The organism is Micromonospora sp. bgisy143, assembly GCF_057708145.1.
This window is the reverse complement of sequence record NZ_JBYIRN010000006.1, coordinates 66,574-91,666: the sequence shown is the minus strand read 5'-3', so window position 1 is coordinate 91,666 and position 25,093 is coordinate 66,574. Positions and strand designations below refer to the sequence as shown.

At 73.0% G+C, this 25,093-nt stretch carries 23 protein-coding genes; 5 read left to right on the top strand and 18 right to left on the bottom strand.

Translation table 11 applies throughout. The annotated features are described in order from the left end of the window. The first annotated feature begins 116 nt into the window (after nucleotides 1-116). From AC3EN4_RS10745 to AC3EN4_RS10730, 4 genes are all read left to right on the top strand, one after another. Nucleotides 117-449: a hypothetical protein gene (locus AC3EN4_RS10745; protein ID WP_435205781.1), complete on the top strand. Its 333-nt coding sequence runs from the start codon at nucleotides 117-119 to the stop codon at nucleotides 447-449. A 112-nt stretch (nucleotides 450-561) separates the two neighbouring features. Beyond that, nucleotides 562-1,914, top strand: a complete 1,353-nt coding sequence (locus AC3EN4_RS10740; RefSeq protein ID WP_435205780.1) for a pectate lyase family protein — start codon at nucleotides 562-564, stop codon at nucleotides 1,912-1,914. 82 nt (nucleotides 1,915-1,996) lie between these two features. Then, complete coding sequence (locus tag AC3EN4_RS10735) at nucleotides 1,997-2,707, top strand: HD domain-containing protein (protein WP_435205779.1); 711 nt, start codon at nucleotides 1,997-1,999, stop codon at nucleotides 2,705-2,707. Nucleotides 2,708-2,845: 138 nt separating this feature from the next. Further along, complete coding sequence (locus AC3EN4_RS10730; RefSeq protein WP_435205778.1) at nucleotides 2,846-4,348, top strand: FAD-binding oxidoreductase; 1,503 nt, start codon at nucleotides 2,846-2,848, stop codon at nucleotides 4,346-4,348. 15 nt (nucleotides 4,349-4,363) lie between these two features. On the opposite strand, the gene AC3EN4_RS10725 is transcribed toward AC3EN4_RS10730, so the two are convergent. The 17 genes from AC3EN4_RS10725 to AC3EN4_RS10645 form a co-directional block, all read right to left on the bottom strand. Beyond that, nucleotides 4,364-5,158 (bottom strand): AfsR/SARP family transcriptional regulator, encoded by a 795-nt coding sequence (locus tag AC3EN4_RS10725; RefSeq protein ID WP_422740483.1) that lies wholly within the window; start codon nucleotides 5,156-5,158, stop codon nucleotides 4,364-4,366. A gap of 137 nt (nucleotides 5,159-5,295) precedes the next feature. Further along, complete coding sequence (locus AC3EN4_RS10720) at nucleotides 5,296-6,423, bottom strand: hypothetical protein (protein ID WP_422740484.1); 1,128 nt, start codon at nucleotides 6,421-6,423, stop codon at nucleotides 5,296-5,298. A 13-nt stretch (nucleotides 6,424-6,436) separates the two neighbouring features. Then, a complete protein-coding gene (locus AC3EN4_RS10715) occupies nucleotides 6,437-8,782 on the bottom strand; it encodes a hypothetical protein (protein ID WP_435205777.1) in 2,346 nt (781 codons plus the stop codon). A 12-nt stretch (nucleotides 8,783-8,794) separates the two neighbouring features. Then, on the bottom strand, nucleotides 8,795-10,231 hold the full coding sequence (locus AC3EN4_RS10710; protein ID WP_435205776.1) for a baseplate J/gp47 family protein: 1,437 nt from the start codon (nucleotides 10,229-10,231) through the stop codon (nucleotides 8,795-8,797). After that, on the bottom strand, nucleotides 10,224-10,727 hold the full coding sequence (locus AC3EN4_RS10705) for a hypothetical protein (protein WP_435205775.1): 504 nt from the start codon (nucleotides 10,725-10,727) through the stop codon (nucleotides 10,224-10,226). The genes AC3EN4_RS10710 and AC3EN4_RS10705 overlap by 8 nt, the downstream gene beginning before the upstream one ends. 1 nt (nucleotide 10,728) lies before the next feature. Further along, a complete protein-coding gene (locus tag AC3EN4_RS10700) occupies nucleotides 10,729-11,052 on the bottom strand; it encodes a hypothetical protein (RefSeq protein WP_435205774.1) in 324 nt (107 codons plus the stop codon). Nucleotides 11,053-11,062: 10 nt separating this feature from the next. After that, entirely contained in the window at nucleotides 11,063-13,090 is a 2,028-nt protein-coding gene (locus AC3EN4_RS10695) for a hypothetical protein (RefSeq protein WP_435205773.1), read from the bottom strand. Beyond that, nucleotides 13,087-13,734 carry a hypothetical protein gene (locus tag AC3EN4_RS10690; protein WP_435205772.1) on the bottom strand — a complete coding sequence of 216 codons (648 nt, stop codon included), beginning with the start codon at nucleotides 13,732-13,734 and terminating at the stop codon, nucleotides 13,087-13,089. The genes AC3EN4_RS10695 and AC3EN4_RS10690 overlap by 4 nt, the downstream gene beginning before the upstream one ends. Beyond that, the gene (locus AC3EN4_RS10685) at nucleotides 13,734-14,234 is read right to left on the bottom strand and encodes a hypothetical protein (RefSeq protein WP_053659787.1); all 501 of its coding nucleotides are present in this window, start codon (nucleotides 14,232-14,234) and stop codon (nucleotides 13,734-13,736) included. The genes AC3EN4_RS10690 and AC3EN4_RS10685 overlap by 1 nt, the downstream gene beginning before the upstream one ends. A gap of 2 nt (nucleotides 14,235-14,236) precedes the next feature. Beyond that, a complete protein-coding gene (locus tag AC3EN4_RS10680; RefSeq protein ID WP_435205771.1) occupies nucleotides 14,237-15,715 on the bottom strand; it encodes a hypothetical protein in 1,479 nt (492 codons plus the stop codon). Next, nucleotides 15,712-18,927, bottom strand: coding sequence for a hypothetical protein (locus AC3EN4_RS10675; protein WP_435205770.1), 3,216 nt, complete (start codon nucleotides 18,925-18,927; stop codon nucleotides 15,712-15,714). Before AC3EN4_RS10675 ends, AC3EN4_RS10680 begins: the two co-directional genes overlap by 4 nt. Nucleotides 18,928-18,929: 2 nt before the next feature. Then, nucleotides 18,930-19,184, bottom strand: a complete 255-nt coding sequence (locus tag AC3EN4_RS10670; RefSeq protein ID WP_435205769.1) for a hypothetical protein — start codon at nucleotides 19,182-19,184, stop codon at nucleotides 18,930-18,932. Nucleotides 19,185-19,212: 28 nt separating this feature from the next. Continuing rightward, nucleotides 19,213-19,641, bottom strand: coding sequence for a hypothetical protein (locus tag AC3EN4_RS10665; protein ID WP_355051244.1), 429 nt, complete (start codon nucleotides 19,639-19,641; stop codon nucleotides 19,213-19,215). 16 nt (nucleotides 19,642-19,657) lie between these two features. Next, nucleotides 19,658-20,827 carry a hypothetical protein gene (locus AC3EN4_RS10660; RefSeq protein ID WP_435205768.1) on the bottom strand — a complete coding sequence of 390 codons (1,170 nt, stop codon included), beginning with the start codon at nucleotides 20,825-20,827 and terminating at the stop codon, nucleotides 19,658-19,660. Between the two features lie 35 nt (nucleotides 20,828-20,862). Then, nucleotides 20,863-21,804 (bottom strand): hypothetical protein, encoded by a 942-nt coding sequence (locus tag AC3EN4_RS10655; RefSeq protein WP_435205766.1) that lies wholly within the window; start codon nucleotides 21,802-21,804, stop codon nucleotides 20,863-20,865. Nucleotides 21,805-22,099: 295 nt separating this feature from the next. Beyond that, on the bottom strand, nucleotides 22,100-22,414 hold the full coding sequence (locus AC3EN4_RS10650; RefSeq protein ID WP_435205764.1) for a barstar family protein: 315 nt from the start codon (nucleotides 22,412-22,414) through the stop codon (nucleotides 22,100-22,102). 36 nt (nucleotides 22,415-22,450) lie between these two features. Further along, the gene (locus AC3EN4_RS10645; RefSeq protein ID WP_435205763.1) at nucleotides 22,451-22,900 is read right to left on the bottom strand and encodes a ribonuclease domain-containing protein; all 450 of its coding nucleotides are present in this window, start codon (nucleotides 22,898-22,900) and stop codon (nucleotides 22,451-22,453) included. A gap of 230 nt (nucleotides 22,901-23,130) precedes the next feature. Here AC3EN4_RS10645 and AC3EN4_RS10640 point away from each other — a divergent pair, with 230 nt between their 5' ends. Continuing rightward, nucleotides 23,131-23,901 carry a hypothetical protein gene (locus AC3EN4_RS10640; protein ID WP_435205762.1) on the top strand — a complete coding sequence of 257 codons (771 nt, stop codon included), beginning with the start codon at nucleotides 23,131-23,133 and terminating at the stop codon, nucleotides 23,899-23,901. 73 nt (nucleotides 23,902-23,974) lie between these two features. Here AC3EN4_RS10640 and AC3EN4_RS10635 read toward each other — a convergent pair whose 3' ends face one another. Next, nucleotides 23,975-24,919, bottom strand: a complete 945-nt coding sequence (locus AC3EN4_RS10635) for a DUF559 domain-containing protein (protein WP_435205761.1) — start codon at nucleotides 24,917-24,919, stop codon at nucleotides 23,975-23,977. Between the last annotated feature and the right edge of the window lie 174 nt (nucleotides 24,920-25,093).

Here is a 25,093-nt window from a genome sequence, read left to right as displayed (position 1 = left end):
CAGAGCAAAGGAGGCGGTGGGTAGACGCCCGCCCCTCCTCCGACACTTTGGGCAGGCGCCCGACGTCAGCAGAGGCGACCTTCGGAGCGAGCATCCGTGCAATAAACTGCGTCCACATGGGAACAGTTGACCTGGCCTTGGCCGTCGCGGTCGCCGTGGCCAACCTGGCCGTCGCCGCCGTGCTGCTCGCCAGGAGCCGTGGCGGCATGGCGGCGCCCCGGATTTTCGGCCGCCTGCAGCCGCTTCCCCGCCTGCGGGCTGCGATGCACGCTTGCCTGGGGCTGGGGTTGGGGGTCGGCTGGCTCGTCAAGGACATCTTCCCGCCGCACTCCCCGGGTGACGCGGTGCTGTCCACCACGGTGCGAATCCTGCTGGTGACTGGTCTGGTCGCCGCTCTGCTGGTCGCTTTCCGGCAGGTGCGACCCGCGCGGCACGAGGCCGCACGTTAGCCGCAGGCACGGCTGCAACATTTCTGCAAACAATTTATATTGACCGACATAAAAGCGTGAACCTACCGTTCCTGGTGCATGCCGAACCACCACCAGCGAACGGAAACAATCAATGCGTACACCCCTCGTGGGCGCGATGGCGCTTGCCCTCCTGCTGGTCGGCGCACCGGCCGCCGCTTCCCACTCCGACTCGACAGCCCCCGACCGGCTGCCCTGGTCGGCCCGTCACCTCGGTGGGCAGGCCCTGCCGGAGCGGGATGGCTGGGCGGCCGAGGGCGTCGGCACCACAGGCGGTTCGGCGGCGGCGCACGACCGGACGCGGGTGGTCCGCAGCAGGGCCGAACTTGTCGACGCCCTGGGCGGCGACAACGCAACGAACGCCACCGACGCCACCCCGAAACTGATCTACGTGGACGGTACCGTCGACGGCTTCGAAGGGGCGGACGGCACCCCGCTGACCTGCGCTGAGCTGGCCGACCCGGGGTACCGGCTCGCGGACTACCTGGCCGCGTACGACCCGGCGGTGTGGGGTCGGGTCGCGCCGGCCGGACCGCTGGAGGAGGCCCGGGTGCGGTCGGTGGCGAACCAGACCCGGCAGACCCAGATCAACGTGGGGCCCAACACCACGATCGTCGGGCTGCGCGGCGCGCGGCTGACCGGTCTCACCCTCATGGTCGACCGGGCGTCGAACGTCATCGTCCGGAACCTGACCTTCGTCGACGCCCGGGACTGCTTCCCCGCCTGGTCACCCACGGACGGCGAGGCGGGCAACTGGAACAGCCAGTTCGACCAGATCTCGGTCCGTCGCAGCGAGAACGTGTGGATCGACCACAACACCTTCACCGACGGCGACAACCCGGACAGCGGCCAGCCGACCTACTTCGGACGGCCGTACCAGGTGCACGACGGGTCGCTGGACGTCACGCACACCGCCAGCCTGGTCACCGCGTCGTGGAACCGCTTCACCGGGCGGGACAAGGTGCTGCTGATCGGCTCGTCCAACACGGTCGGCCCGGACGTGGATCGGCTGAAGGTGACCCTGCACCACAACCTCTTCGAGGGTGTGCTGCAACGGCTCCCCCGGGTGCGTTTCGGCCAGGTCGACGTCTACAACAACCAGTACCGGCTCGGCGGAGACGACTTCGAGTACGCGCTCGGCGTCGGGGTGCAGTCGGCGCTGTACGCCGAGAACAACTTCTTCGCTCTGGACCCGGCGGTCGACCCGGCCGACCTGCTCCACGACTGGGGCGGCACGGCGTTGACCGAGCGGGGCTCGTGGATTCGCCAGGGCGACGGGCCGGCACGACCGGCCGACCTGCTGGCGGCGTACAACGCGGCGCACGACCCCGATCTCGGCACCGACGCGGGCTGGACGCCCACCCTGCGGCGCGACCCGGTCCTACCCGCTCCCCTGGTGCCGCTTGTCGTGGGCCCGCTCGCCGGTGCCGACCGGCTGCCGGTCTGACGGATCGGCGCGCGGAGAACTCGCGGTCGGGTGGGCGACCTACCGGCCCATCGACGTGGAGAAGATCGGCTATAAGTGACCCATGGACTTCCCGCCGCACCTGAGCAGCATGCCGATGCACGCGATCACCGAGATCCACGGCGAACCGGGCCTGCTGGAGCGCTTCCGCCTGGAGGTCCAGCAGTTCGAGGACGCCGACCGGGCGCGGTTGACCGCCGCGCTCGACCTCGCCGCCGAACTGCACCGCGACGACCGGCGTGTGCGTGAGCCGTACCTGAACCACCTGTTACGCGTGGCCATCCGGTTGATGCACCACTACCAGGTGCGGGACGTGGACGTGGTCGTCGCCGGTCTGCTGCACGACGCGGTCGAGGACCACCCGGATGAGCTGGCCACCGGGGGCGCCGACGCCGCGCTGGCCGCGCTCTCCGCGCGGTTCGGGCCGCGCGTCGCCACGCTCGTCGCGGCCGTCACCAACCCGGTGTACGACCCGCACCGCGACCGCAACGAGCAGTACCGCGAGCACCTCGCGGTCAGCCTGGAACGGGAACCGTGGGCACGGGTGATCAAGGTGTCGGACTTCACCGACAACGGCGTGGGGGTCATCCACACGATCGGGCCGAAGGTCGTCTCGTCGGCCCGCAAGTACCGGCCGCTGGTACCGCTCTTCCGCGACCTGATCAGCCGGCCGGACACGCCGCTGACCCCCGCGGTGAAGCGGCACATCTTCGACCAGCTCGACCTCGCCGAGGAGCGCTTCAGCGCGATCCTCGACCAGCCGGCCCCGAACTGACGGCCGGCCCGTCACCCGACCGGGTTCCGCGACAGATTCTCAGAGTTGCGCTCACGTCCTCGACCGTACGGTTGGTTCGCACCGGATGAGGCATTCGTCTTGTTTGTCCGGGCATCCCCGATCGAGAGGACTCGGACCATGCGTGACCTTTCCCGGCGCGACCTGCTCAAGGCGACGGCCGCCGGCGCCGGAGCGGTCGCGCTCCCCGCCGTGGTCGCCGGCAGCTCCGCGATCGCGGCGGACGGCCGGTCCTCCGCCGGCCGGCCGTCCGATGACAGGTTCCCGCCGGCCGAACTGACCGGCCGGATCGTGCGTCCGCAGAGCCCGGACTACGCGACCGCGAGCCTCGGGTGGGACGAGCTGTTCGTGCACTATCCGCTGGTCATCGTGTTCGCGCAGGAGACCCGGGACGTGGTCAACGCCCTCACCTGGGCGCGGCAGCACAACGTCGCGCTGCGGGTCCGCAGCGGACGGCACAGCCTCGAGGGCTGGTCGAACGTCGACAACGGCATCGTGATCGACGTCAGCGAACTCAAGGACACCCACATCGACCCGGCAGCTCGCACCGCGACGGTCGGCGCGGGGTTGAACCAGTTGGAGGCGGTGACGACGCTCGGGGAGTACGACCTCGCGGCGACGACCGGCACGGAGGGATCCGTCGGGTTGTCCGGCGCGACCCTCGGAGGCGGCTTCGGGTTCCTCACCCGCTACCTGGGGATGGCCTGCGACAACCTGATCGGAGCGGAGATCGTCGTCCCGGCGGGGGCCGACGGCGCGCGGGTCCTCAAGGTCGACCCGTGGAACCACGCGGACCTGCTCTGGGCGCTGCGCGGCGCTGGGAACGGCAACTTCGGGATCGTCACCTCGCTGACCTACAAGGTCGCCCCGCTCCGCAGCGTCGCCTACCTCCAGGCGACCTGGTCCGGCCTCGACGACCTGCACGGCGTCTTCGACACCTGGCAACGCACCGCGCCGTTCAGCGACCCGCGCCTCGGCACCCAACTGGAGATCCACCGGAACGAGATCCTGCTGTTCGGAGTGCTCGCCGAAGGGTCGGAGGCCGAGGCCAGGAAGCTGTTGGGGCCGATACTGTCCATCGGCGACCCCACGGTCACCGTGCAGATCGGCGGCTGGGGGGATGTGTACGCCGGTTTCCAGATCCCGACCGAGGACGAGCCGGCGAACTGGAAGTTTTTCTCCCAGTTCACCAGGGAACCGTTCCCGGACAGGGCGATCGACGTGATCCGCGAGTTCATGCGGAAGGCTCCGACCGACGACAGCAACTTCTTCACACAGGCCTTCGGCACCGGCGCGCAACGGCAGGAGCCGTTCGGTGGCACGGCCTTCCCGCACCGCGACGCGTTGTTCTACTCCGAGCCCGGTGCGGGCTGGGGCACCCGCGGCGAGCCCGACAGCGGGGACGCCCTCACCCCGGTCGCCCAGGCCTGGATCGCCGAGTTCAGCCAGGCGTTGCGGCCGTACGTGGACGGGGCGTACGTCAACGTGCCGAACGTCGGGATGGCCGAGTGGGAGACGGCCTACTGGGGACGCAACTTCGACCGGCTGCGCCGGATCAAGGCGACGTACGACCCGCACAACGTCTTCCAGTACGAGCAGAGCATCCCGCCCGCCACGCACTGACCAAGGCGACCGGCGTCAACGGTGCCGGCGGACCGCCTCCGGGACGGTCACGCCGGTCAGGCCGGCGCGGACGAGCTGTTCCAGCCACCGGGTCGGGGCGATGCCCAACTCCCGGCCCAGGTCGGCGCGGAACAGCTCGAACCGCCGGACCGCCTCGTTGAGGTTGCGCTCGGCCAGGTGCACACCGATGAGCACCCGGGTGGCGCTCTCCCGCAGCGGCTCCAGGTGCACGGCGGTCAGCGCCACCTGCACCGCCTCGCTGAGGCGTCCCTGCGCGGTGAGCCGTTCGGCCAGGGCCTCCAACGCGTGCAGTTGGGTCTGGCGCAGCCGCTCCCGCTCCGTCAGCACCCAGTCGTCGTACCAGCCGGGCAGCAGTTCGCCGGTCGCCAGCGCGGGCACCCCGACACCGACGCCGGCCGGCACACCGCCGGCCAGCAGCGCCGCGGCGGCCGCACCGAGGGTGGCCACGTCGCTGGTCACGCCGGCGGCCAGGGCCAGCCGGTCGTCCTCCTCGACCAGGGGCTCGGAGGTGGCCCGGTGCAGTCGCCAGAGCATGGTGCGCAGGTTCGCCCGGGCCCGTTCCTCGTGCGAGCCCGGCCAGAGGGTGCCGGCGGCTTCCCAGCGGGCGCACCGCTGGCGTACGCCGAGGTACGCGAGCAGTCGGCGGGCGCCCTGCGGCACCGCGACGGACCGACCGTCGCGTTCCAGGGCGAACCCGCCGAGCAGCCGCAGCGCGTAGCGCGGTGGTCGCGCCACTTCGGTCTCCTGCGCCCCGGAGCGGAGGTCCTGTGCCACCTCGTGAACTGCCATCCGCGTGCCCTTCGTACCCGATCGCTCCGTGGGAGTCCCACGCTCGGGTGTGGAGGGTCGGTACGCCAGCGCAGTGTCGTCACACCGACCCGGCGAACGGCGCGGATCAACCGTTCGCCGGAGTCGTCGCCGGCCGTTCAGCGCAGCTTGCTCAGCGTCTGGGCGTACCCGGTCCACTCGGCGGCGTCGCCGGCCTCGGCGCGTACCCCGGCCTCCTTCATGATGCCCAGCACCCGTTCGGCCGGCGCCTCGGCGAGCTTGCCGAGCGTGCTGATCCCGGCGCGGGCCAGCGCGGCGCGGGCCTTGGTCGGCACCCCGGCGAGCATCGCGATGTCGGCGTCCGCGACGTTCTCCAGCCCGGCGTCGACGCCGAGGGCGGCGGAGACCGCCGACTGGGCCCCGACGGTGGTCCGGACGATGACGGCCTCGCGCTCGCTGACCTCGGCGATCATCGCGTCCAGGCTCGGGTAGCTGCTGTCGGCCGGCAGCACCTTGAGCACGTCGCGGATCGTCCGGCCGTCGGCCACCTCGTCCTCGCCGAAGAAGCGGATGAACTCGCCCAGCTTCACCTCGCGCGGGAAGCGCTGCCGCACGTCGCCGTGCTCGACGGCGTAACGGGCGACCTGGGCGGCGCCGCGCACCTTCGGGCCGACCACCACGTCCACGCCGAGGGTCTCCACGGCGGGCAGCACGATCGTGCCGGCCTTGGTCTGCCAGATGCTGACCTTCTTGTCCATGAACATGGTGGTGCCCATGTACTTGCCGAAGTCCAGCGCGCCGATGTAGTTGGGGATCTGCTCGAAGGTGTACGGGCTGGGCACGATCTTGTTCTCGTGCACCGTCGAGTGCAGCCGGTTGATCTCGGCGCGGATCTCGTCGAGCAGCCGACGCAGGCTCACCCGCATCGCGGCCATGCAGGTGAACGCCTTGGCCAGGTCGGTGCCGAGGTGGTCCAGGTCGTGCTCGATACGGTGGAACCGCTCGTTGAAGCCCTGCTCCCCCGGTGTCTGGCCGGCCTGTACGACGTCCTCGCCGTCCACCCAGTCGGTGTGCGCGAACGTGCGGGCGAACGGCGGTGGCGCGCAGCCCGGCTCGACGGCTGGGAACGGCTCGGCGTAGCTGAACACCCGCTTCGCGGTGCCGACGTTCTCGTAGATCCAGGAGGAGACCAGCACGCTGGCGTCCGAGGCAGGAATGCCGCCACGGGTGAACGCCTCGTACAGCTCGGTGACGGTCACCCCGTCGTAGTTGATCTCGTTCGCCATCGTGGTGTCCCTCTCAGAGCTGGTCGTACACGCCGCGGTGCCGGCGCTGCTGGAAGGTGCGGAAGGTCCGGGCCACGGCCGGGCGCAGCGGCTCGGCGGTGCCGTCGCCGTCGACGTCGACGTGGTCCCGGCGGATGCCGAAGGTGTTGATCTCCACGCCGAGCGGGCACACCCTGGTCAGGGCGTTCATCAGCCGCTCGTACTGCTCGAGGGTCAACGTCACCCCGTCGGGCAGCTCGACCCGGAACTCGTACGGATCGGTCCGGCCGGTCCGCACGTAGGAGAGCGCCACCACGGCGACCAGCCCGGCGTGGGTGGGGCGCAGCGCGGTCCGCGCGCCGACCGCCTTGATCTCCGCCGTGCCGCCGCCGAGTCCCACGGTGTACCAGCGGAACCCGGTGGCCCGGCGCTCGCTCAGGTTCACTCCGGCCTGCGGCAGCCCGATGACGCTGCACACCAGCAGCACCCGGTTGCCGGTCTCGACCAGCGGCAGCGCGGCGGCGAGGTGCGCATCGCGCAGCAGGCCGACCAGCCGGGCCAGCCGGTCGGCGGCGGCCGGCTGCCCGGCGATCAGCGCGGACGCCAGCGCCGCCGGCAGTTCGATGGTCTCCACCAGCTCGTCGGGGAGGCGGTTCAGCGCGGCCACCACGGGCGCCGGATCACGCACCGCGGGCAGGCCGGCGGCGGCGAGCACCGCGTCGACGGGCTGCCCGGCCGGTCGGGTCGGCACGGCCGCCCACCGAGTCCGGGCCACCGCGTCGGTCAACGGGTTCCACGCCGGCTCCCCGGCAGCCGTCCAGGCCGTCCGGGCCGCCGACAGCCCGGCCAGCAGCAGGACGTTGCCACCCGGATCACCCGGGGCGTGGAACTGCGCCTGCACCGCCGCGTCGACGCCCACCGAAGCGGTCAGCGGCGCGGTCACCGCCAGCCCCCGGGTGGGCAGGTGCGACAGGTACATCACGGTGGTGCTGAGCCGGTGCGTGGTCGGCAGCCCGCACACCCGCCACAGCCAGGACAGCTCGCCGTCGGCCGAGACGGCGGGCACACCGGCGGCGCGGGCGGCGACGATGAGCGCCTCGGCGGTCCGGTCGGCGGTCACCGCCCGGCCGGTGTCCAACACCCGGTTGCGCAGGTCGGTGGCCTGCGCCGGGGTCGGCCAGCTCACGTCGACGCCGAGACCCAACTCGTAGCGGCTGCCACCGGCGTCGTCCTGGGCCCTGCTGACCTGCCACACGATCGTCGAGCCGAGTGCCCGGCAGACCCGCCCCGCACGGTCCAGGGCGGCGGCCAGCGGGGGCGCGAGGGCGTGCGAGCTGTCGAAGGCGTACGACTGGCGCAGGCTCGCGCGCAGCGCCGTGACCTCGGCCAGCCGGCTCGCCGGCAGCGCCCGACCGGCGTGCACGGTGTTGTTCGGCGGGGTGTTGGCGGGCAGCACCAGGCGGTCGCGGCGCAGCTGGGCGAGGAAGTTGGTGCGGTGCTGCGGGTCACCGACGGCCACCAGCCGGACCGCCACCGCGAACTGGTCGTCGTCCTCGCGCAGGGTGAAGCGCGCGCCCCCGGGCAGGTCGGCGAAGAGGCCGGTGTTCGGGTCGGTGTCCGCGCCGGGACCGTTGAGCAGGCGGCGGACCGCGCCCGGGGTGGGTAGCAGGAACCGCCGGTACAGCCCGAGTCGGTGGGCGTACGCCGCGTCCGGCTCGCGGGCCGGCGGGGCCAGCCGGCGGGCGTACACCTCGTCGTTGGTCGGCTCGTGGACCAGCTCGTCGACGAAGCGGGCCACCCCGACATCCGCGCCGATCCGGTCCAGGGCGTCGCGCCGGGCGTGCGCCAGGGTCCGGTACGCGTGCACCTCCCGGGCCGCGCGGCGCAGCCGGTGCTTCTCGTACGACACCAGGTAGAGCAGCCGTCCCAGGTTGCCCTCGATCACGGCCAGCTCGACCAGCGCCGTGCGCGCCGCCCCGGTGACCGCCGTGGCGGCGGCCCCCTCGACGGCCCGCTCGACCGCCACGGCGACGGCGAACGGCGCGACCAGCGGCTCGTCGGCGGTGTCCGGGACGTACGCGGGCACCGACGCCCCGGCGGCGGACCAGGGCGCGAAGACCGCCGGTGGCAGCACCCGCTGCCCCGCGCCGCCCGGGTCGAGGGTGACCGTCACCCGGACGGTCTCCTCGGCCAGGTCGCGGCGCAGCACGACGGTGAGCAGCGGGTGTCGACTCGTCCAGTCCACGGCGGCGGCGCCGGACTCGGCCAGCGGCACCACGACCCGCCGGACGGTCCCCGGGTACGGGCCCTCCAACTGGTCGACGAGGTTGCGTTCGACGGACGGGTCGGCGCCGTCCACGGGTACCCGGATGTCGGTCATCGCGGCCCCCGCTCAGACGATCCGGAACGGCCGGGGGTCGTCCCGGTCGACGTAGACGGGCACCTGGTTGGCGGCGAGCACCGCGTTGTCGCCGACCGGCAGCCGCTGCACCCCGTCACCGGTGGGCGCGTTGGCGGTCACCACCACCGCCGAGTCGGCCGGGAAGCGCACCAGCCGCAGGTTGCGCACGTCGGCGACGCCCGGCTCGTTCATGATCGTCCAGACCACCTCGGCGACGCGGACCGGCTCGCCGAAGGGCAGCTCGTCGACGTACCGGCGCAGCCGGGCGTGCAGCCGGGCGCGCAGCTCGGTGGCGGCCGTGGAGGCGTTCACCGTCTCCGTCGAGCCGGTGGGCAGCGGCAGACCCCGGATCACGAGGTCTGCCTCGACGCCGATGCCGACCTCGTCGGCGCGGTCGACCGAGGCGAAGATGCCCACCGGGCGCAGGTCCTCGATGACCGACTCGACGGCGGCGTGCAGCCCGTCCGGGCCGTCCCAGATGGCGGCGGCGGTCGGCGCGACGAGCACCGTGACGTAGTACGGGTTGCCCAGGTCGCGTTCGGTGCTGAAGACCCGCTCGATGAAGTTGAAGTTGCCGAAGATGGACTGGTTGAGGTCCAGCCCGCCCCGACCGTCGAAGACCTGCACCTGTCGTACGCCGGGAACGGTGGCCACGGCGAGGCCGATCGCCTCGGCCGTCCAGATGGAGCGGGGCGCGGCCAGCAGCAGTTGCCGGTAGCGGGCGTCGGAGACCTGCTGCTCGCCGCCGGTGAGCGCGACGGTGTGGGTGATCTCGACCAGTTCCTTGCCGGCGGCCTGCTCGGCGTCGTCCAGGTCGGCCAGCAGGGTGTCGGCGCGGTTCCAGCGGTCGATCTTCTGGCTGGCCTGGGTGGGGTCGAGGTTGTGCGCCGGGCCGGGATAGAAGGCGGCCACGGCCGGTTCACGCTCGCCGACGGCGGCGGAGAGCACCACCGTCTCGTCCAGGGCCACGTGGTGTCCGCCCGGGGTGGACAGCCGCGCGCCCCGGGGCAGCGTGAGCTGGCTGTGGCCGGTCGGCAGGGCGGCCTTGAGCTTCAGCTTCACCGTCCCCCGGGCCTGTAGGTACGGCCGGGCGATGCCGAGTTCCTCACCGAGGCGGGTCAGCGCGTCGGCGGTCGCGGACACCACGAAGGAGTTGTCGTACACCGCCCCGAGCGCCGCCCACATCCGGGCGTCCTCCAGGGCGGTGAGTTCGAGGACCTTGCGCAGCACCGCGCCGCTGGTCAGGTCGACGTCCTCGCCGAAGAGCAGGCGGGCGGTGGCCAGCTTCTCGGCGAGCAGCCGGGCGAAGGACTTGGGCACGAAGCCGGTGTCGACGATGCCGAAGCCCGCCGAGCCGGTGGCCCGCAGCGCGGCGGCGTCGACGGCGAGGACGTCGGCCAGCTCGGCCGGGAGGGTCGAGTCAGACACTGGGCAGCTCCCCGAGGCGCACCGAGAGCCGGTCGTCGGTGATGGTTTCGAACTGGACCTGGACCTGGAGGGTGCGCGAGGCGCGCAGCGCGGCGGCCGACGCGTCGTCGGCGCGGCCGGCGCCGAGCCGGCCGTCGTCGAGGTTCACGTCGACGATCCTGCGGACCCGCGGATCGCGGTCGAGCAGGGTGATGATGCCGACGCGGACCTGCTCGCGGATGAGGTTCGGCTCGATCTGCTCGGCGAGGGCGTTGAGCCCGTCGAAGCCGAACGTCGCGTCGAAGACGTTCGAGCCGCGCAGCGTGGTCAGCGCCACCGCGAGGCTCTGCGCCACGTTGCCGGTGCCTTCCACCAGGGCCAGCGTCCGGCCGTTCGGGCCGTCGTCGAAGACGATGTCCCGGGCCAGGTCGACGCCGGGCATGGTGGGTTCGAAGGCGAGGCCCCAGCCGAGGTAGCGGCGCTGGGCGGCCTGTCGTTCGCGCTCGGTACGGTCCACCTCAGGCCGCCTTCAGCTTGCTCTGGCCGGCGCCGGCGGCCAGGCCGGGGCTGGAGCCGTCGGTGGCGCCGCTGAGCGAGTCCAACGCGACGGCGACGCTGCCGACCTTGAGCTTGCCGGCCGCCCCGGTCGCGGACGTCACGGTGCTGCACTGCTTGGTGGAGTTGCTGGTGGTGATGGTGCAGCCGGACACCGACTTGCCGTTGATGCCGTCGAGGCGGACCACCGGCTTGTGGTCGACGGTCAGCTTGCCCTGCCCGGTCGGAGAGACCTTCCCCTGGTTGGGGCAGTGCACGTCGCTCGACGTGGTGAGCACGAAGGCCATGTCCCTCTCCTCAGTGGACGTTCATCGCGTTGCTGACCTGGACGTCGACGTCATCGGCGGCGATGTTGACGGTGCCGCCGCTGATGTTCACCGCGCCGTTGCCGGCGTCCAGGTCGATCTGGGTGGCGGTGATGGTGATCGAGCCGTCCTGCTTCATCACGATCGAGGACCCACCGGCGGCGTGTTCGATGGTGATGCTGTCGGCCTCGTCGGCGCGGGCCGGACGCTGGCCCCGGCCGTTGAGCTGGGCCCGGCCCACCCGCACCGTCAGCTCACCCAGCTCGATGACCCGGTTGCCGTCGCCGTCGGTGAGGTCGTGCGTCACCTTGCCCTCGTGGTCGGCGGGGGTCACGGTGTCGGCGATGGACGAGCGGCTGCTGCTGGCCACCCCGACCGGCAGGGACAGCCACCAGTCCCCCGGCTCGGAGACCGGGGCGTGCCCGGTGGGCCAGAGCGCGCCGACCTCCACCGGATCGTCGGGCGCGCCGTTGCGGTACGCCAGGGCCACGCGGGTGCCCGGGTAGCGGGGCAGGATCAGCCCGCAACCGCCCCACGCGAACGGGGTCAGGTAGGTCACCCCGGGCAGCGGCGCGGGCTGCTGCCGGCGTACCGGTAGGCGGCGGGCGGCGTTGGGCCGGCCGTCCGGGCGGACGAGGCCCTCCCACACCGTCTCGGTCTGCGCGGGCGGCTCGACCGCGCCGCTGGCGTTGGTCGCGACCGCGCGCACCTCGCCGATCTCCAGGCCACGCGTCTCACCCCGGGCGGCGCGGGCGGCCCGGCGCACCGCCTCGGCGGCGGCCACCCCCGGCGACGACGCGGGGCCGGCCGGCTCGGCGGTCCCCACCCCGGACGCGTCGCTCCAGGTGTCCCACGCGCTCGCGCCCGATGCCACCTCCACGCCCTGCACCACGGTGACGAAGCCGGCGGTACGCGACAGGGTGTGCCGGGCGGCACTGAGGTAGAGCAGCGTCGAGCCCGCGCCCAGCTCGCCGGTCGACGGGGCGAACGGGGCGGCGAACGAGCCGAGCAGCGCCGCGCCGACGCTGCCCAGCGTGGTGGCCTCGTCGGTGGCGGGCGGGTCAAAGCGCACCAGGTCACCGGGCTTCAGGTCGGGGCGGCCCTTGAGGGTCAACGTCCACGCCCGACGGCGCGGCGCGGCGGTGCCGCCGGTCTCGGTGGCCGCGTACGGGTCGGTGTCCTGGGTGCCGTTCTCGGTGCAGGCCAGCAGGCCGGTGGCGAGGGTCAGCGGCTTCGGCTCGCCCTCCGGGTACGGGATGGGCCGCTTGCCGACGTGCACGGTGCCGTCGCGGATCAGCAGCATCCCCCGCCCGTACGCGTTGAGCGACTGCTGCAACGCGCCGCCGAGGCGTTCCAGGGCGGCCCGGTAGAGCAGCCCGGCCCCGAAGGCGACCCGTTCGTCGCCGGCCGCCTCGGTGGCGCCGGCGGTCATCGTGCCGTCGGGGTTCGCGCCCCAACCCGTCACGTCGACCCGGGTCCGCTCCCCGATGGCGCGGATCGCGGCGGTGAAGGTGGCCGCCTCGAAGCGTTCGGCCACCCGCTGCCCGAGCCGGGCGTACGCCTGCTCGACGAGGGTCAGCTCGGTGTCGTACGTCCGCTCGCCGGTGAGCCGGCGCACCTTGGTGACCCGCAGCACGGCGACCAGCGCCTGGGTCAGCTCGGCCGGGGTCGGGCCGGCGTTCACCCCGACCAGGTTGGTGAAGAACGCGCCGACCGAGGTGTTGGCGTCACGCCAGTACAGGTGCAGCTTCGCCACCAGCGGCGGCTGTCCCTCGGCGGTGCGCAGCGCGGCGAAGTGCTCGTCGACGAGCCCCTGCACGGTCACCGTGTACGCGCCGGGACCCAGCCCGTCGGGCAGCGCGGCGTCGATGGCCGCGTAGTAGTCGGCGCTGGACAGGGTGACCGCCGCGTCCGGACTGATGCCGGTCGGGGTCTCCCGGTGGAAGGTGATGGTCCAGCCGGCGTCGTTGCCGACGGCGCCCTGGCGTACCTGGCCGGTCTGGAACGGCGTGAGCGTCATCGCAGCACCCTCCGCATCTTCTTGTCGAGCAGGTAGCGGTAGCGCAGCCGCGCGGGGCCGAGGTCGGACTCGACACGCTGCGCGGGCGGGCGGCGACGCCAGACGAACTCGTTGATCGGTGGCGGCCCGAACTGGTCCACCGCGCGGTCGGTCCGCCGCCACGCCACGGTCAGGTGCGAGCCGTAGTCGCCGGAGCCGCGCACCGTTCCGGCGTGCAGCAGCCAGGCCAGCACCAGCACCTCAACGGCGACCGGGGTGACGCCGACGGCGGTGGGTGTGCCCGCGTCGGGGCAGACCCGGCGCAGGCCGGTGGCGAGTGGCACCGAGCCGAGGATGCGGGTGCCCTGGCGGACGACGAGACGCAGCGGCACCCGGCCGACCAGCGCCGGGGTTCGGGGCGTGGCCGGCGGCGCGGGTCGGGGCGCGAGGTCGTCGGCGGAGCTGCTGACCACGGCGAGCGGGTCGGTGGCCAGCCACTGCCGGGCCAGGCCGGTGGGCAGGATCAGCACCGCGTGCACGCCCGCGCCCAGTTCGACGCGGTGCGGCAGGCCGGCGGTGAGGCTCTGCCGTACCTCGGTGAACCCGTCGGGCACCTCGATCGGTGTCTCCGGCAGCAGGTAGCGGTCGATCGGGAACGGTGGCATCAGTTGCCCAACCCGTCGGCGAGCGCGCCGACTCCGATGCTGGCCACGTCGAGCAGCTTGCCGAGCAGGCTGGGACGCGGCACGTGGACGAGGGTGATGGTGGTGTCCAGGACGTCGCGGCGGGCGGCCGAGGCGTTGAAGGTCAGCGACTGCACCTGCATGTCGGTGCGAATGGTCATGGAGGTGACCAGGATCAGTCCGCCGAACTTCCCCCCGGAGTACGCCGCCAGGGCGGTGCCGCGTTTGCTCGCCTCGGCCATCGTCTCCAGGGCGAACTTCCAGGCGTACCGTTCCGCGCCGACCAGTACCCCGGTGAGCGTGATGGTGTCGTCGTGGGTGGCCACGATGGCCTTGTGCGCGGTGGAGCCGATCGGCGGCAGGTGGTACGTCTGCGCCAGGGAGATCGCGGTGACCGCCCACAGCGGGATCGGCAGCACGCCGTCGCTGATGATCGCCGACGGCACCGTGCCGTACCGCATGAAGCTGCTGGTGATGGCCATGCTCAGCGCCCTCCGGTGGGTGGCAGCGGCACCGGCGTGCCGGTGGGTTCGACGGCCAGGCCCAGGTCGCGCAGGGCCTGGGTGATCTCGCGGACCTCGCCCGCGGCGCTGGTGACGCGCAGCCGCAGCCGGCGCTCCGCCAGGGCCGCGCTGATCCGGGCGGGCCGGGTGGACGCGGACCCGCGCCGGTTGATCCGGTCGATCTCGGCGGCGGCGTCCTCCATCCGGGAGATCGCGTCGAGGATGCGCGGGTCGGGGGTGAAGCCGGGGTCGTCGCGCTGGAGGCGGGCGATGGCGTCCCGGAAGTCGGCGGCGTCGCGCCGCAGGTTGACCACCAGGTTGTCGGTGAGCGCGCTGACCCCGGAGACGCTGGTGGCCCGGTGGGACTTGTCGTCGACCAACCACACCCAGCCGTCGTGCCCGATGCCGACGAGGTCGGTGCCGGCGACCTTGACGTTGGCGTCCGGTCCCTTGAGGAACAGTTCGATGCTGCTCAGCGAGAACGCCGCGCTGTACTCGCCGAGGACGCCCCGGCCGTAGGTGACCATGTCGTGCCGCAGGTAGGCGCGGAAGCCGGGACCGTCGTCGGCGCGTCCACCGCCGTCGCGGAAGCGCCGCCAGAGGGTGGCCAGCGCTTCCGGGTTGTGCACGGCGAGCTGCTGGGTGAGCCAGACGTCGCCGCCGGCCACCACGGCCCGCAGATCCGGATCGCCGATGCGGGCGAGGGCCTCGGCGAGCCGGGCGTCGCTCATCTGCAGGCCGCGCGAGCGCGCCCGGCCCAGGTCGTCGACGGCGGTGCGCAGCCGGGCCACCTCGTCGGGGGTGAGCCGGCCACCGAGGTGGGTTTCCAGGTCGGCGACGGCGGTCCGTTTGCCGGCCTCGCTCTCGGCGGCGACCGCGCGCCACAGCGCGGCCGGCTCCAGCTCGGCGGCCCGGCGCAGCGCCGCCTGCCGGTCCGCCGGCATGGCCCGGAACGTGTCGCCGACGATCGCGGCCGGCTCGACGTGCCGGCCGGCCGCGCCGCCGCCGGCCTCGAACTCGCGCAGCAGCGAGTCGGCGTACGCGCCAGCGTCGTCGGCCAGCCGCAGCGGCGCGTCGCCGACGATGCCCTCGCGGGGTCGGCTCAGCTCGCGCATCTCGGTGCTGAGCTGGTCGAAGTACTCGCCGAGGGTGGCCACCCGCACCCCCTCGGGCAGGGTGCCGCCCTCCAACACGTGGTCGAGGATCGCGGCGATGTTCTCCCGCAGCACGGCGATGCGTTCCAGCCGGTTGAGCGCGTTGCCCAGGTGCAGGTCGCCGACGTCGTCGACGATGCGGCGGATGAGGTGTTCCAGCAGCCGCCGGGACCGCACCTCGCCGGCCTCGCTGTGCTCGGCGATGGTCCGCATGAAGCGCCGCAGCCGGGGGTTCGCGTCGGCGGCGGCGTGCACGGCGGCGGCGTCGAGGAACCGGCCGGCGCGGAACCGGCGGGGCCCGGTCACGGCCGCACCACCGGCACCCGCGGCCCGACGGCGGCGCCACCGGGCGGGGAGTCGAGCACCATGAGGATGAACCGCGCGCCCTCCGGGCCGCCGACGGCGCCGCTGAGCATCGCCTCCCGCTCCACGTACGCGAGGATCGGCTCCATCAGCTTCTGCACGACGCGTTCGAGGACCTCGTTGAGCAGGATCTCGGTGAGGAACCCCTGGAGCAGGTCGCGGGACGCGGCCTCGACGATCTGCCGGGTGACCCGGCGTACCACGTACCCCCGGGCGGCCCGCAGCCCCGCGCGGACGCCGAAGCGCAGCGCGACCCGGCCGCCGCGCACGGCCGCGCCGCCGATGGTGCCGGCCTCCGGGATCAGCGACATCGCCAGCCCGAGGTACGCGGCGAACAGCTCAACCTCGACCTCGGTACGGGTGAGCACCAGCTCCGGGTCCAGCATGGAGCCGTAGAGGCGCTCACGCTGGTGGGCGTGCACCACGTCGACGGCGGCGACGGCGACCCCGACCACGAAGCCCAGCGGCGGGCAGAGCAGCGACAGCGCGATGATCCCCACCATGATCCCGAACGCGCTCAGCGCCTCCCGGCCCAACTCGGTGCCGAACAGGCTGTCGACGCCGGTGGCGTAGTAGAGGTTCCCGCCGAAGAACTCGCCGAGCTGCTGGTGGGTGACCAGGTGGATGCCCTGCAACGCGAAGCGTCCACCCGGGATCGTGGCCGACGGGATGTGTTCGCTGATCCGGCTGGACCGGAAGGCGAAGCGCGCGTCGGTGCGGGCGCGGCCCAGCATCTCGGTGTTGTGGCGGCGCATGTCCTGCAACACCCGCCACAGCTCGTCGCGGATCGCCGACCGGTTCCCGGCGAAGCGGGCCAGCACGTCGGGCAGGTCGCTGATCTGTTTGACCAGCGGATCGATGCCCTCGGCCTCGCCGCGCTGGATGACGAGCGCCTGTTCGATCTCGGCGAGGGTCCAGAGCACCGCGTGCGAGTCACGGATGCGGGCGACCCCGTCCCGTTCGATGATCTCGCCGGCCGCGCCGGGGCTGGTCAGGGCCGCCTCGGTGGCGAGGAACGCGTTGGAGATGGCGCGGGCGGCCCCGTACCAGGCGGTGGACGGGTTCACCATGCTCAGGGTGGCGAGGGTGCCGCCGCCCAGGTCGGTGTGCGCCTGCGTCCACCGGGCGGCCTCGTGGCGGCGCAGCCGCTCGCGCAGCCCCTGCAACTCGGCGTAGTCGGTGAGCTGGGAGACGATCAACCGCTCGAAGATCGGCGCGTACGCCTCGAAGCGGGCGATCCGCGCCTCGATGCCGGTCCGCGAGCTGAGCAGGAGCTGCACCAGCATGGCCTGGCTGCCGACGACGAACAGCTCACCCACCGCGGCGTTCACGGCCGGGCTGAGCGCCTGCACGAAGTGCAGGTTCCAGGAGGCGGACGTGTCGATCCAGCCGCCCTGGATGCGGGCGAAGTGCTCGGGTTGGCTGTAGCGGCGCATGACGAGTTGGGCCAGGTGGTCCAGGCGGGGTACGACGCCGGCCAGGTGGCGCAGGAACTGCACGGCCGGCGAGGCGACCGGCCGGAAGTCCAGCGGGCCGAGCCGCCCGGTGCCCTCCGGCACGGGTCGGGTGAACGCCTCCCGCTCGGCCGAGCCGATGAGCAGGCTGATCGCGGCGGCCCGGCCGCGCAGCACGGCGGCGGCCTGGAGGCAGAAGTTCGCGGGGTAGCGGCACGGCTCGCCCATCTGCAACCGGAACGCGATGTCGTCCATGAGCCGGCGCAGCTCGTCGCCGTCCGGGCCGAGCGCGGCCAGCTCCGGTTCGCCGTTGAACGACGTGCAGGCGGGCATCGTGGAGTGCCCGGCACCGACGGCGGGGAACCGGCGGCCCTCGGTGCCGGGCGGCGCGCTGGGGCTGCTCGGATCGAAGACGAACCCGCCCCGCCGCGCGGCGGTGCCACCGTCACCGGTGCCACCGGCCCCACCGCCAGGGCCGGTGCCCGTGCCGAGGCCGCCCGCGCCGGTGCCGCCGCCACCCGGTCCGGTGCCACCCGGGCCGCTGCCGGCTCCGCTCCCGGTGCCGGTCCCCGTGCCTGTGCCGACGCCTCCGCCGGGCGGCGCGTTCTCATCCGGTGGGGTCGCCGGGCGCTGCTCGACGCTGATCGGCAACAGGTTGGCCGTGCCGGTGAAGTGCAACGTGGCGTCGGTCTCCTCGGTGCCGACCAGCAGCAGGGAGACCCCGCCGATGTCGACCACCACCAGGCTGGTCGGGGTCGCCCCGCCCACCGAGGCGAGGATCGCGTCGACCCGCCGCCGCACCTCGGCGTCGACGGCCCGTTCGATCTGCGTCTGGTACTCCTCGACGCTTGTGGTCTCGCCACGCGGCGAGGCGATCCGCAGCCGCCGCCGGATGTCGCCGCTCAACTCCTCGTCCACCATGGCGACCAGGGCGTTGCGGTCGGCGACCGGCCGCCGCTGCACCGTCCCCGGCTGCGGGCTGGGTACCCGCGCCTCGACCTCGAAGTGTGGTTGCGGGGTGGCCCGGAACACCGTCTCGCCGAACTGCTCGAAGGTGAGCACCGACAGTGGAGTGGTGGTCACCATGATCGCCCACACCTGGCGCCCGTCGGGACCGATGACGCGGGCGATGATCCCCTGCGGGGCGCCCGACGGAAGGCCGCCGTGCTGGCGTACCGCCTCGCGGGCCAGCTCGGCGAAGTGACCGGCCAGGTAGGTGGCCGGGCGCAGCAGCCACTGGTAGGTCACCTGTGGCGGCTCGGGACCGTCCACCGGCACCTCGGCGGCGTCGCCACCGTCGTCGTAGGACGGCACCCGGTACACGGCGAGCAGGTGCCGCATCCGCTGCGGATCGAACAGCTCGGTGGCCGGTTCGCTCAGCGGCAGGGGCACCCCGGGCGGCAGGCCCGGGTCGAGCCGGGCGGCGTCGACCACCTCCCCGACGCGGCGACGCAGCCGTGCCTCGAAGGCCCGCCGCTCGTCGGGGGACACCCGTTCCCGGGCCGCGCCGGTCCAGCGGATCTCCGGCGCGTCGGTGCGTACCTCGAGGTAGCCGCCGTGCGGCGCGACCACCTCCTGGCGGGAGCGTTCCAGGGCGCGAGCCAGGGCGGCGGCGAGCGCGTCGGTCACGGCCTCCGGTCGCTCGGTCACCGACCGGGCGTCCAGCCGGATCCGCACCGGCACGTGCACCGAGATGGCCACCGTCAGAACCGCCCGTCCAGGTGCTCGGCGAGGCGGGCCAGCGCGAGGTCCGCGACGGCGTCGGCGTCGAACGCGCCGCCGGCCGCGACCACCTCGATCTCCACCGGGAAGTGGTACGCGATGACAGCGCGATCGTCCTCGGCCACCTGCTCCGCCTCGGCCTCGCTGCCGACCGCCGGCAACACCAGTTCACCCGCGTGCACCAGGGCCAGCCCGGTACGGGTGACCCGGGCGGCGCGGCCAGCTCCGGTCGCCATCTGATACCTCCGGTTGATCCTGGTGGGGTTACGGCAGGACGGACGGGTCGCCGGTCTTCGGGTCGACCGAGGCGGCCAGGCTGAAGCCGCTGAAGGTGGCCGCCGGTGCGCCGGAGATGGTGGCGGTGGTCGGTGTGGCGCTGGTGATCAGGCAGTCCTGCAACACGAAGGACGAGAACGCCCAGTCGTCGCCGGTGTGCTCCAGCAGCGCGATGTCGAACAGCTCGCCGTCCAGGGCCAGCTTCGTGAGCCGGCCGGCGACGTCGCCGATCGCCTTGACGGTCATCGTGAAGTTCATCGACACGGGCGCGTGGATGGCGCCCATGTGGGTCACCTCGCACGAGTGCAGCGCCTCGACGTTGAGCGAGAACGACGGGCTGAACGAGTCGATCGGGCTGATCAACACCGTCTCGGTGCCCTTGGTGTACTGCACCGCGAGGCGGGTCTTCCACTCCATGGTCTGGTTCCTCCGGTCAGAACTTGGCCACGAGCGTGACCAGCAGGCGGCTCACGGCCGGGCCGTACGTGACGGTGACGACGAGGTCGACGGTGCGGTCGGCCCGGGCGGCGGTGACGATCGAGGTGTCGGTGGCGGTACGGGCGGCCTCGGGGATGGTGAGGATGTCCAGCACCGGGATCTCGATGCGGTAGTCGTCGATCACGGCCTGTCGCTTGAGCGGGCCGAGGATCCCGTCCACCTGGGTCTTGAGCAGGGTCATGCCCGGCTTGGTGATGCGGGCGTCGCCGACCAGGCCGATGAGCCCGGCGCGGAGCATGAACTCGATCTGGTCGAGAGTGCGGACCAGGTCGACGTGCAGCAGGCTCGCGTCGCTGGTGAACAGCCGCCCGTCGGCGAAGTGCAGGCTCTCGCCGGTGATCAGCGTGGGGTCGATGATCGGCGTGAGGTTGGCCTCCGAGAGGCCCTTGATCTCGGCCGGGCTGTACTGCTTGGCGACCGGGATGGCGACCCCGCGGATCTTCTTCAGCACGATGCTGTGGTGCACCGGAAGCCCCGCCACCGCGGCCATCGCGGCGGTGGCCGCGTCGCCGTCCGCGCCCCGGGCGGCGATCATCACCATTCGGCTGGTGCTGCTCTTGAGCGGGTTCGCGGCGGTGGTGATGTCCCCGACGTAGCTGGGGCTCTTCTCGGTCGCCGGGTTGACCATGGCGAAGCCGATGCGGCGCTGACCGGCGGCGGACATCGTCTCGACGTGCGCCTTGAGCGCGTGCAGCCCGGTGGGCGCGCCCGCTCCGGCGGGGTTGCCGACGGTCGACTCGTTGGCCAGCGACACCATCGTCACGTCGTCGGCGGCCTCCAGTCCGCCGAGCGCGGCGGCGTAGTCGTCGCCCGCGACCTTGACGCCGTACACCTTGGCCGGGCGCGGATCCTGGAGGAACGCCAGTTCGAGGGAGTTGTAGAGGGCGTTGCGCACGACGCTGCCGGCCTGCCGGCGGGCGAAGTTGGTGACCGCGTCGTCCAGGGTCTCGATCCGGACCGGCGTGTTCGCCGGAGCGGAGCCACCGTCGGCCGTGGACGGTGCCTTGCCGACCACGGCGATGACGCCCGGCGAGCGCTGGGCCAGCGGCGCCGGTGGCGGCACGATCCGGACCTCGATGAACGGGAAAGCTGCTGTCGGTGCCACGGGTCCTCCCGGACGAAGTTGCTGCTGGTCTGATCTCAGGTCGGGACGGCGGCGAGCCCGATGCCGCTGCGGGCGAGCCACTGGCCGGCGCGGGCGAAGCGGGCGGCCCGCTTCTGCGCGGCCGTGCCGGTGTCGCCGCCGGGCCAGCCGTCGTCGTCGAACGTCTCGACGGGAACCACCCACACGGCGACCACCCGGTGCCGCCGCCGGACGTCCTCGGGCGCGGGCACGTCCAGCCCCAACTCCTCCGCCCGGGCGCGGACCAGCCGCGTCTCGACGAGCAGGTCGGCCAGGGAGAAGCCCTTGTCGCGGATCAGCACGGCGGCGGCGAACGGCAGCGGGCGGGGTGTGGGCGGGGTGGCCGGCGGCGCGGCGTAGCGCAGCCGCACGGTCGCGCCCGCGACCTGCCCGCGCATCCGGTCCACCAGGTCACCGGCGCTCGCCGCGCCCACCCCGGCGAGCAGCCGGTCCAGGTGCGCGTCGGTGAAGGCAGCCGGCTGGTGCAGGCCCGCCCGGAGCCGGGCCACCAGTCGGGTACGGCGCTCAGTCTCCAGCAGCGCCGGATCGGCCGGCAACGCGCCCAGGTCGGCGATGATCTGCGGGTCGACGTCGAACGCCGGCACCGCCACGTCCAGGTCCTCGACCCGGTCCCGGGCGGTGCTCGTACGCACCACGAGACTCCCCCGCCAGAGCGCGTCGATCCGCAGCGCCGGCCCGCCGAGGCCGTGCAGACGTACCCGCAGCTCGGTACGGGCGGTACCGCCGGCACCCAGCCACTCCCCCTCGGCGAGGGTCACCGGCGCGGCGGCGAAGCCGAGGGTCAGCTCGTCGAAGACGGCCGCGTACGGGGGCGCGACGGGCATCGCCTCGGTGTCGTACGCGGCCTCGACCAGGTGGGCCAGCGACGGGTCGTCGAAGAGCGCGGCGCGGGTGCCCGGATCGGCCAACCGCACCAGCACACCGTCGACGAAGTCCACGCTGCGGCCTCCCCGCTGCCCACGCCGGGGCCACGCCGCCCGGCTCGGCACGAGGATCGCGAAGAGGCCGTCACCCGAGCGTCACCGCCACCGTCACCACGCCCGCATGCCACCCCGACTGTCCGAAACTGAGCACGCGGACAGGCGCGGTCCGACGCGGCGCGGGCGGGCGTACTCAAGAGCTAGATGCCGCAGAGTCATCTTGATGACTCTGCGGCATCCAAGTCTTCGGACCACGCGCCCCGGGCTCCGTCACTCGCGGTGCGAGGTCGTCAAACCTGCGGCTGACACCAGCTCACGGAGGAGCCTCGCGAAGGACTACGTGCAGCGGATGCGGGGCGGTGCCGGCGAGGTCGTCGAGCATGGTGCGCAGCAGGGCGTGCTGGTCGGACGGCTCATCGGCGAGGAGCTGGCCGGCGTCGGTGACCAGCAACGTCAGCGGGCCGGTGTCCAGCCGGTCCCGGAGCACGTCGGCGAGGGCGTCCCAGGTGTCGCCGAGGTACGCCGGCAGGGCCAGCGCCTCGGTCAACGCGGCGAAGAGCGCGGGCCGGGTGCGGGCCACCGCCCCGGACAGCACCACCGTGCCGGCCTGCTGAGCGTCGTCGTCCATGGTCGTGCCTCCTGGACCGGCTGGTCGCCGGGTCGGTCAGAGCCGGTAGAAGTCGGTGTAGTGGTTGGGCGAGAACCAGGTGACCCCGGTGCTGCGGTTCACCACGATCCGGTACGCGTCGCGGGCGGCAGCCTGGGTGCGCGGGTACACGTCGTACTCGTAGTAGGTGGCGTTCGTGGGCAGTTGACCCTCGTAGTTGTAGAACCGGCCGCCGGCGAAGTTGGACAGCCCGCCGCTCCACGAGTACCAGCCGCGGCTGGTCGGGAAGCCCTTGGCGGACCAGCCGGATCGGGCGGTGCGCGCGTCCGCGCAGCGGCTGATGGTGCAGGAGCTGTAGACCGCCGCCGACGCGGAGTCGGTCAGCCGCGGGGTGACCACGGACGGGCCGACCAGCACGGCGGCGACCATGGCGAGGAGCAGGGCGAGGGTGGTGGTACGCCGGCGGATCGCGCCGAGCGTGGCCAGCGGGGACACGAGGGTGGACACAGGCTGCCTCCAGACCATCCGATCCATCGACCCGCGTGATTGGCGGGTCCGGCCCAGTCTGGCCGCTGAGCGTGGGCGGCGACAGCCCCACCAGCCCAACTGCTCCACAATGCCCGGTGAACCCCGGGCAACCGACATTGTGTCGCACATCGGCGCGGCGACGGGCATTTCGGTCAGCCGTTGTTAGCGTGAGCTGCGGGCGCGCGGACCCGTGACCGTGAAGGGGTGCCATGAGGGAGGCTCCCGAACAGAAACCCGAGCCCGCGGATCGGTGGCGGCAGCGGACGGTCCGCGCGCTGCGGGTCACCCGGGACGGCAGCGTGCGCGGCTGGCGGTGGTGGGCGCGCACCTGGGATCGACTGGTGGCCGCGCTCCAGGACGAGGCACCGGTCGGCGCCGGGGCCGGCCCGTCCCCGCCCGGCCCGCTCGTCGAACAGCGCGACGCGCCCCGGCTGATCGCGGTGCCCGCGCAGGGGTACGTCTACTCGTTCTACGTCCGTGCCACCTTCGCCTGGTCGTCACCGGCGAGCCTGCGGGCCGAGGTGCTGAGCTGGTACGTGGGGTACTTCCAACCGCACGCCATCCAGCGACTGACCCGACTCGCCGCCGACGCCGCCCGGGACCTGCCGCCGCACCGGGCCGCCGACCTGGAGGTGGCGTTGCAGCGGGCGCTCGCCGAGGACCCGGAGTGGTCCTACCGGCGCGGGGACGTGCTCGTCACCTGCCGCCCCGACGCCGCCGTACGCCTCGACGAACGGATCATGCCGGCGCTGCGACCGCACGTCGACGCGATGGTGCGGATGGAGTACCAGTTCGACGAGCAGCTGCGCCGGGCGACGTACGCCGAGGAGTTGAGCCGGCGGTGGGCGACGATCCTCGACGACCACCTCGGCGTGCACCCGGACCAGGAGCTGGCGGACGCCCGCGAGCACCTGCTCGCCGCCCAGCGGGAAGCCGGACGCTGGATCGCCGAACTCCTGCACCACCGTGCCACCCCCTGAGCGCAACGGGTTCATGATCACTTGATGGTGACCAGTTGTCAGAGGCTCCGGAGAACTGTTCAGCATCAAGTGATCATGGGCGGCGGCCGGCCAGGATTGCCAGGGTCTCCCGGCGGACATCGGCGGGGTTCGCCAGCAGACGTCGGCGGGTGAAGCGGACGACGAGGATCCCCCTGGTCGCCAGCAGGGCGTCCCGGCGGAGGTCGATCTCGCGTTCGACCGGGTCCCCGTGGGTGGTGGCACCGTCCAGTTCGACGTTGACCCGCTCGGCCTCGGCGAACATGTCGAGGTAGATGGTCCGGCCACCGACACGCACCCGTACCTGCCGGATGAACGCCGGCATGTCCGGGCCCGTGAACACATGGTCGTGGCCCCAGATCTCAAGCGGGCTGCGGCAACCGGCGGCGAGCCGGTCAACCAGGCCACGCAGAGCCGCGCGGTCGGCCAGCCGGGGCTCCTCGGCCAGCGCGACGACGAGTCGCCGTGGCGTGGTGAGCCGGTCGTTGACCGCGCGGATGACCGGGCCGGGGCGGTCGCCCGGTGGCAGCAGCGGCCAACAGTCCACCAGGGTCCGGTCGAGTCGCGTCACCGGCCACCCGCCCCGCACCACCACCTGCGGCGGTTCGGCCGCGAATCCGGTGCGGTGACGGAGAACGACGTGCGGGCGGTCACGCAGACCCGAGCCGGCGGGCACATCGACGTACACCGGCTCGCCGGATGGCTGGCGGCGGAGGCCCCACACATCGAGTGCGGTCAGCCGGCTGAGCGCACCCCGCCCGTCGGCGTACGCGAGCGCCGCCCGCCGCGCCAGTTCGGGTTCGACGCGGGCCAGGACCGGTGTCCCTCCGCCCGTACCGGCGAGCAGGCTGGCGTCCAGGTAGACCCCGGGCAGCGCCCGGACCAGCCGACCAGCCCGGCACGCCGCCTGAACGCTCCATCCGGGTGCCACCCGCAGCATCTCTCGCCAGGTGCACAACCCACCACCGGAAGCCAGCACGGCGCACAGTCGAGGATCCATAGGACGAAGCTGCCGTACCGCACCACCGCCCACTGTCCGCACGGGCGCTGCTGTGGACGATGCGCACTCCTGTGGACGGTCGCCCGGGCCGCGTCTCGGCATGGTATGCGGCGCGACAGAGCATGAACGAAGAAAGGTGTTCGTCCGCGCGGGTGAGATCGTGGCTGCGCGGCG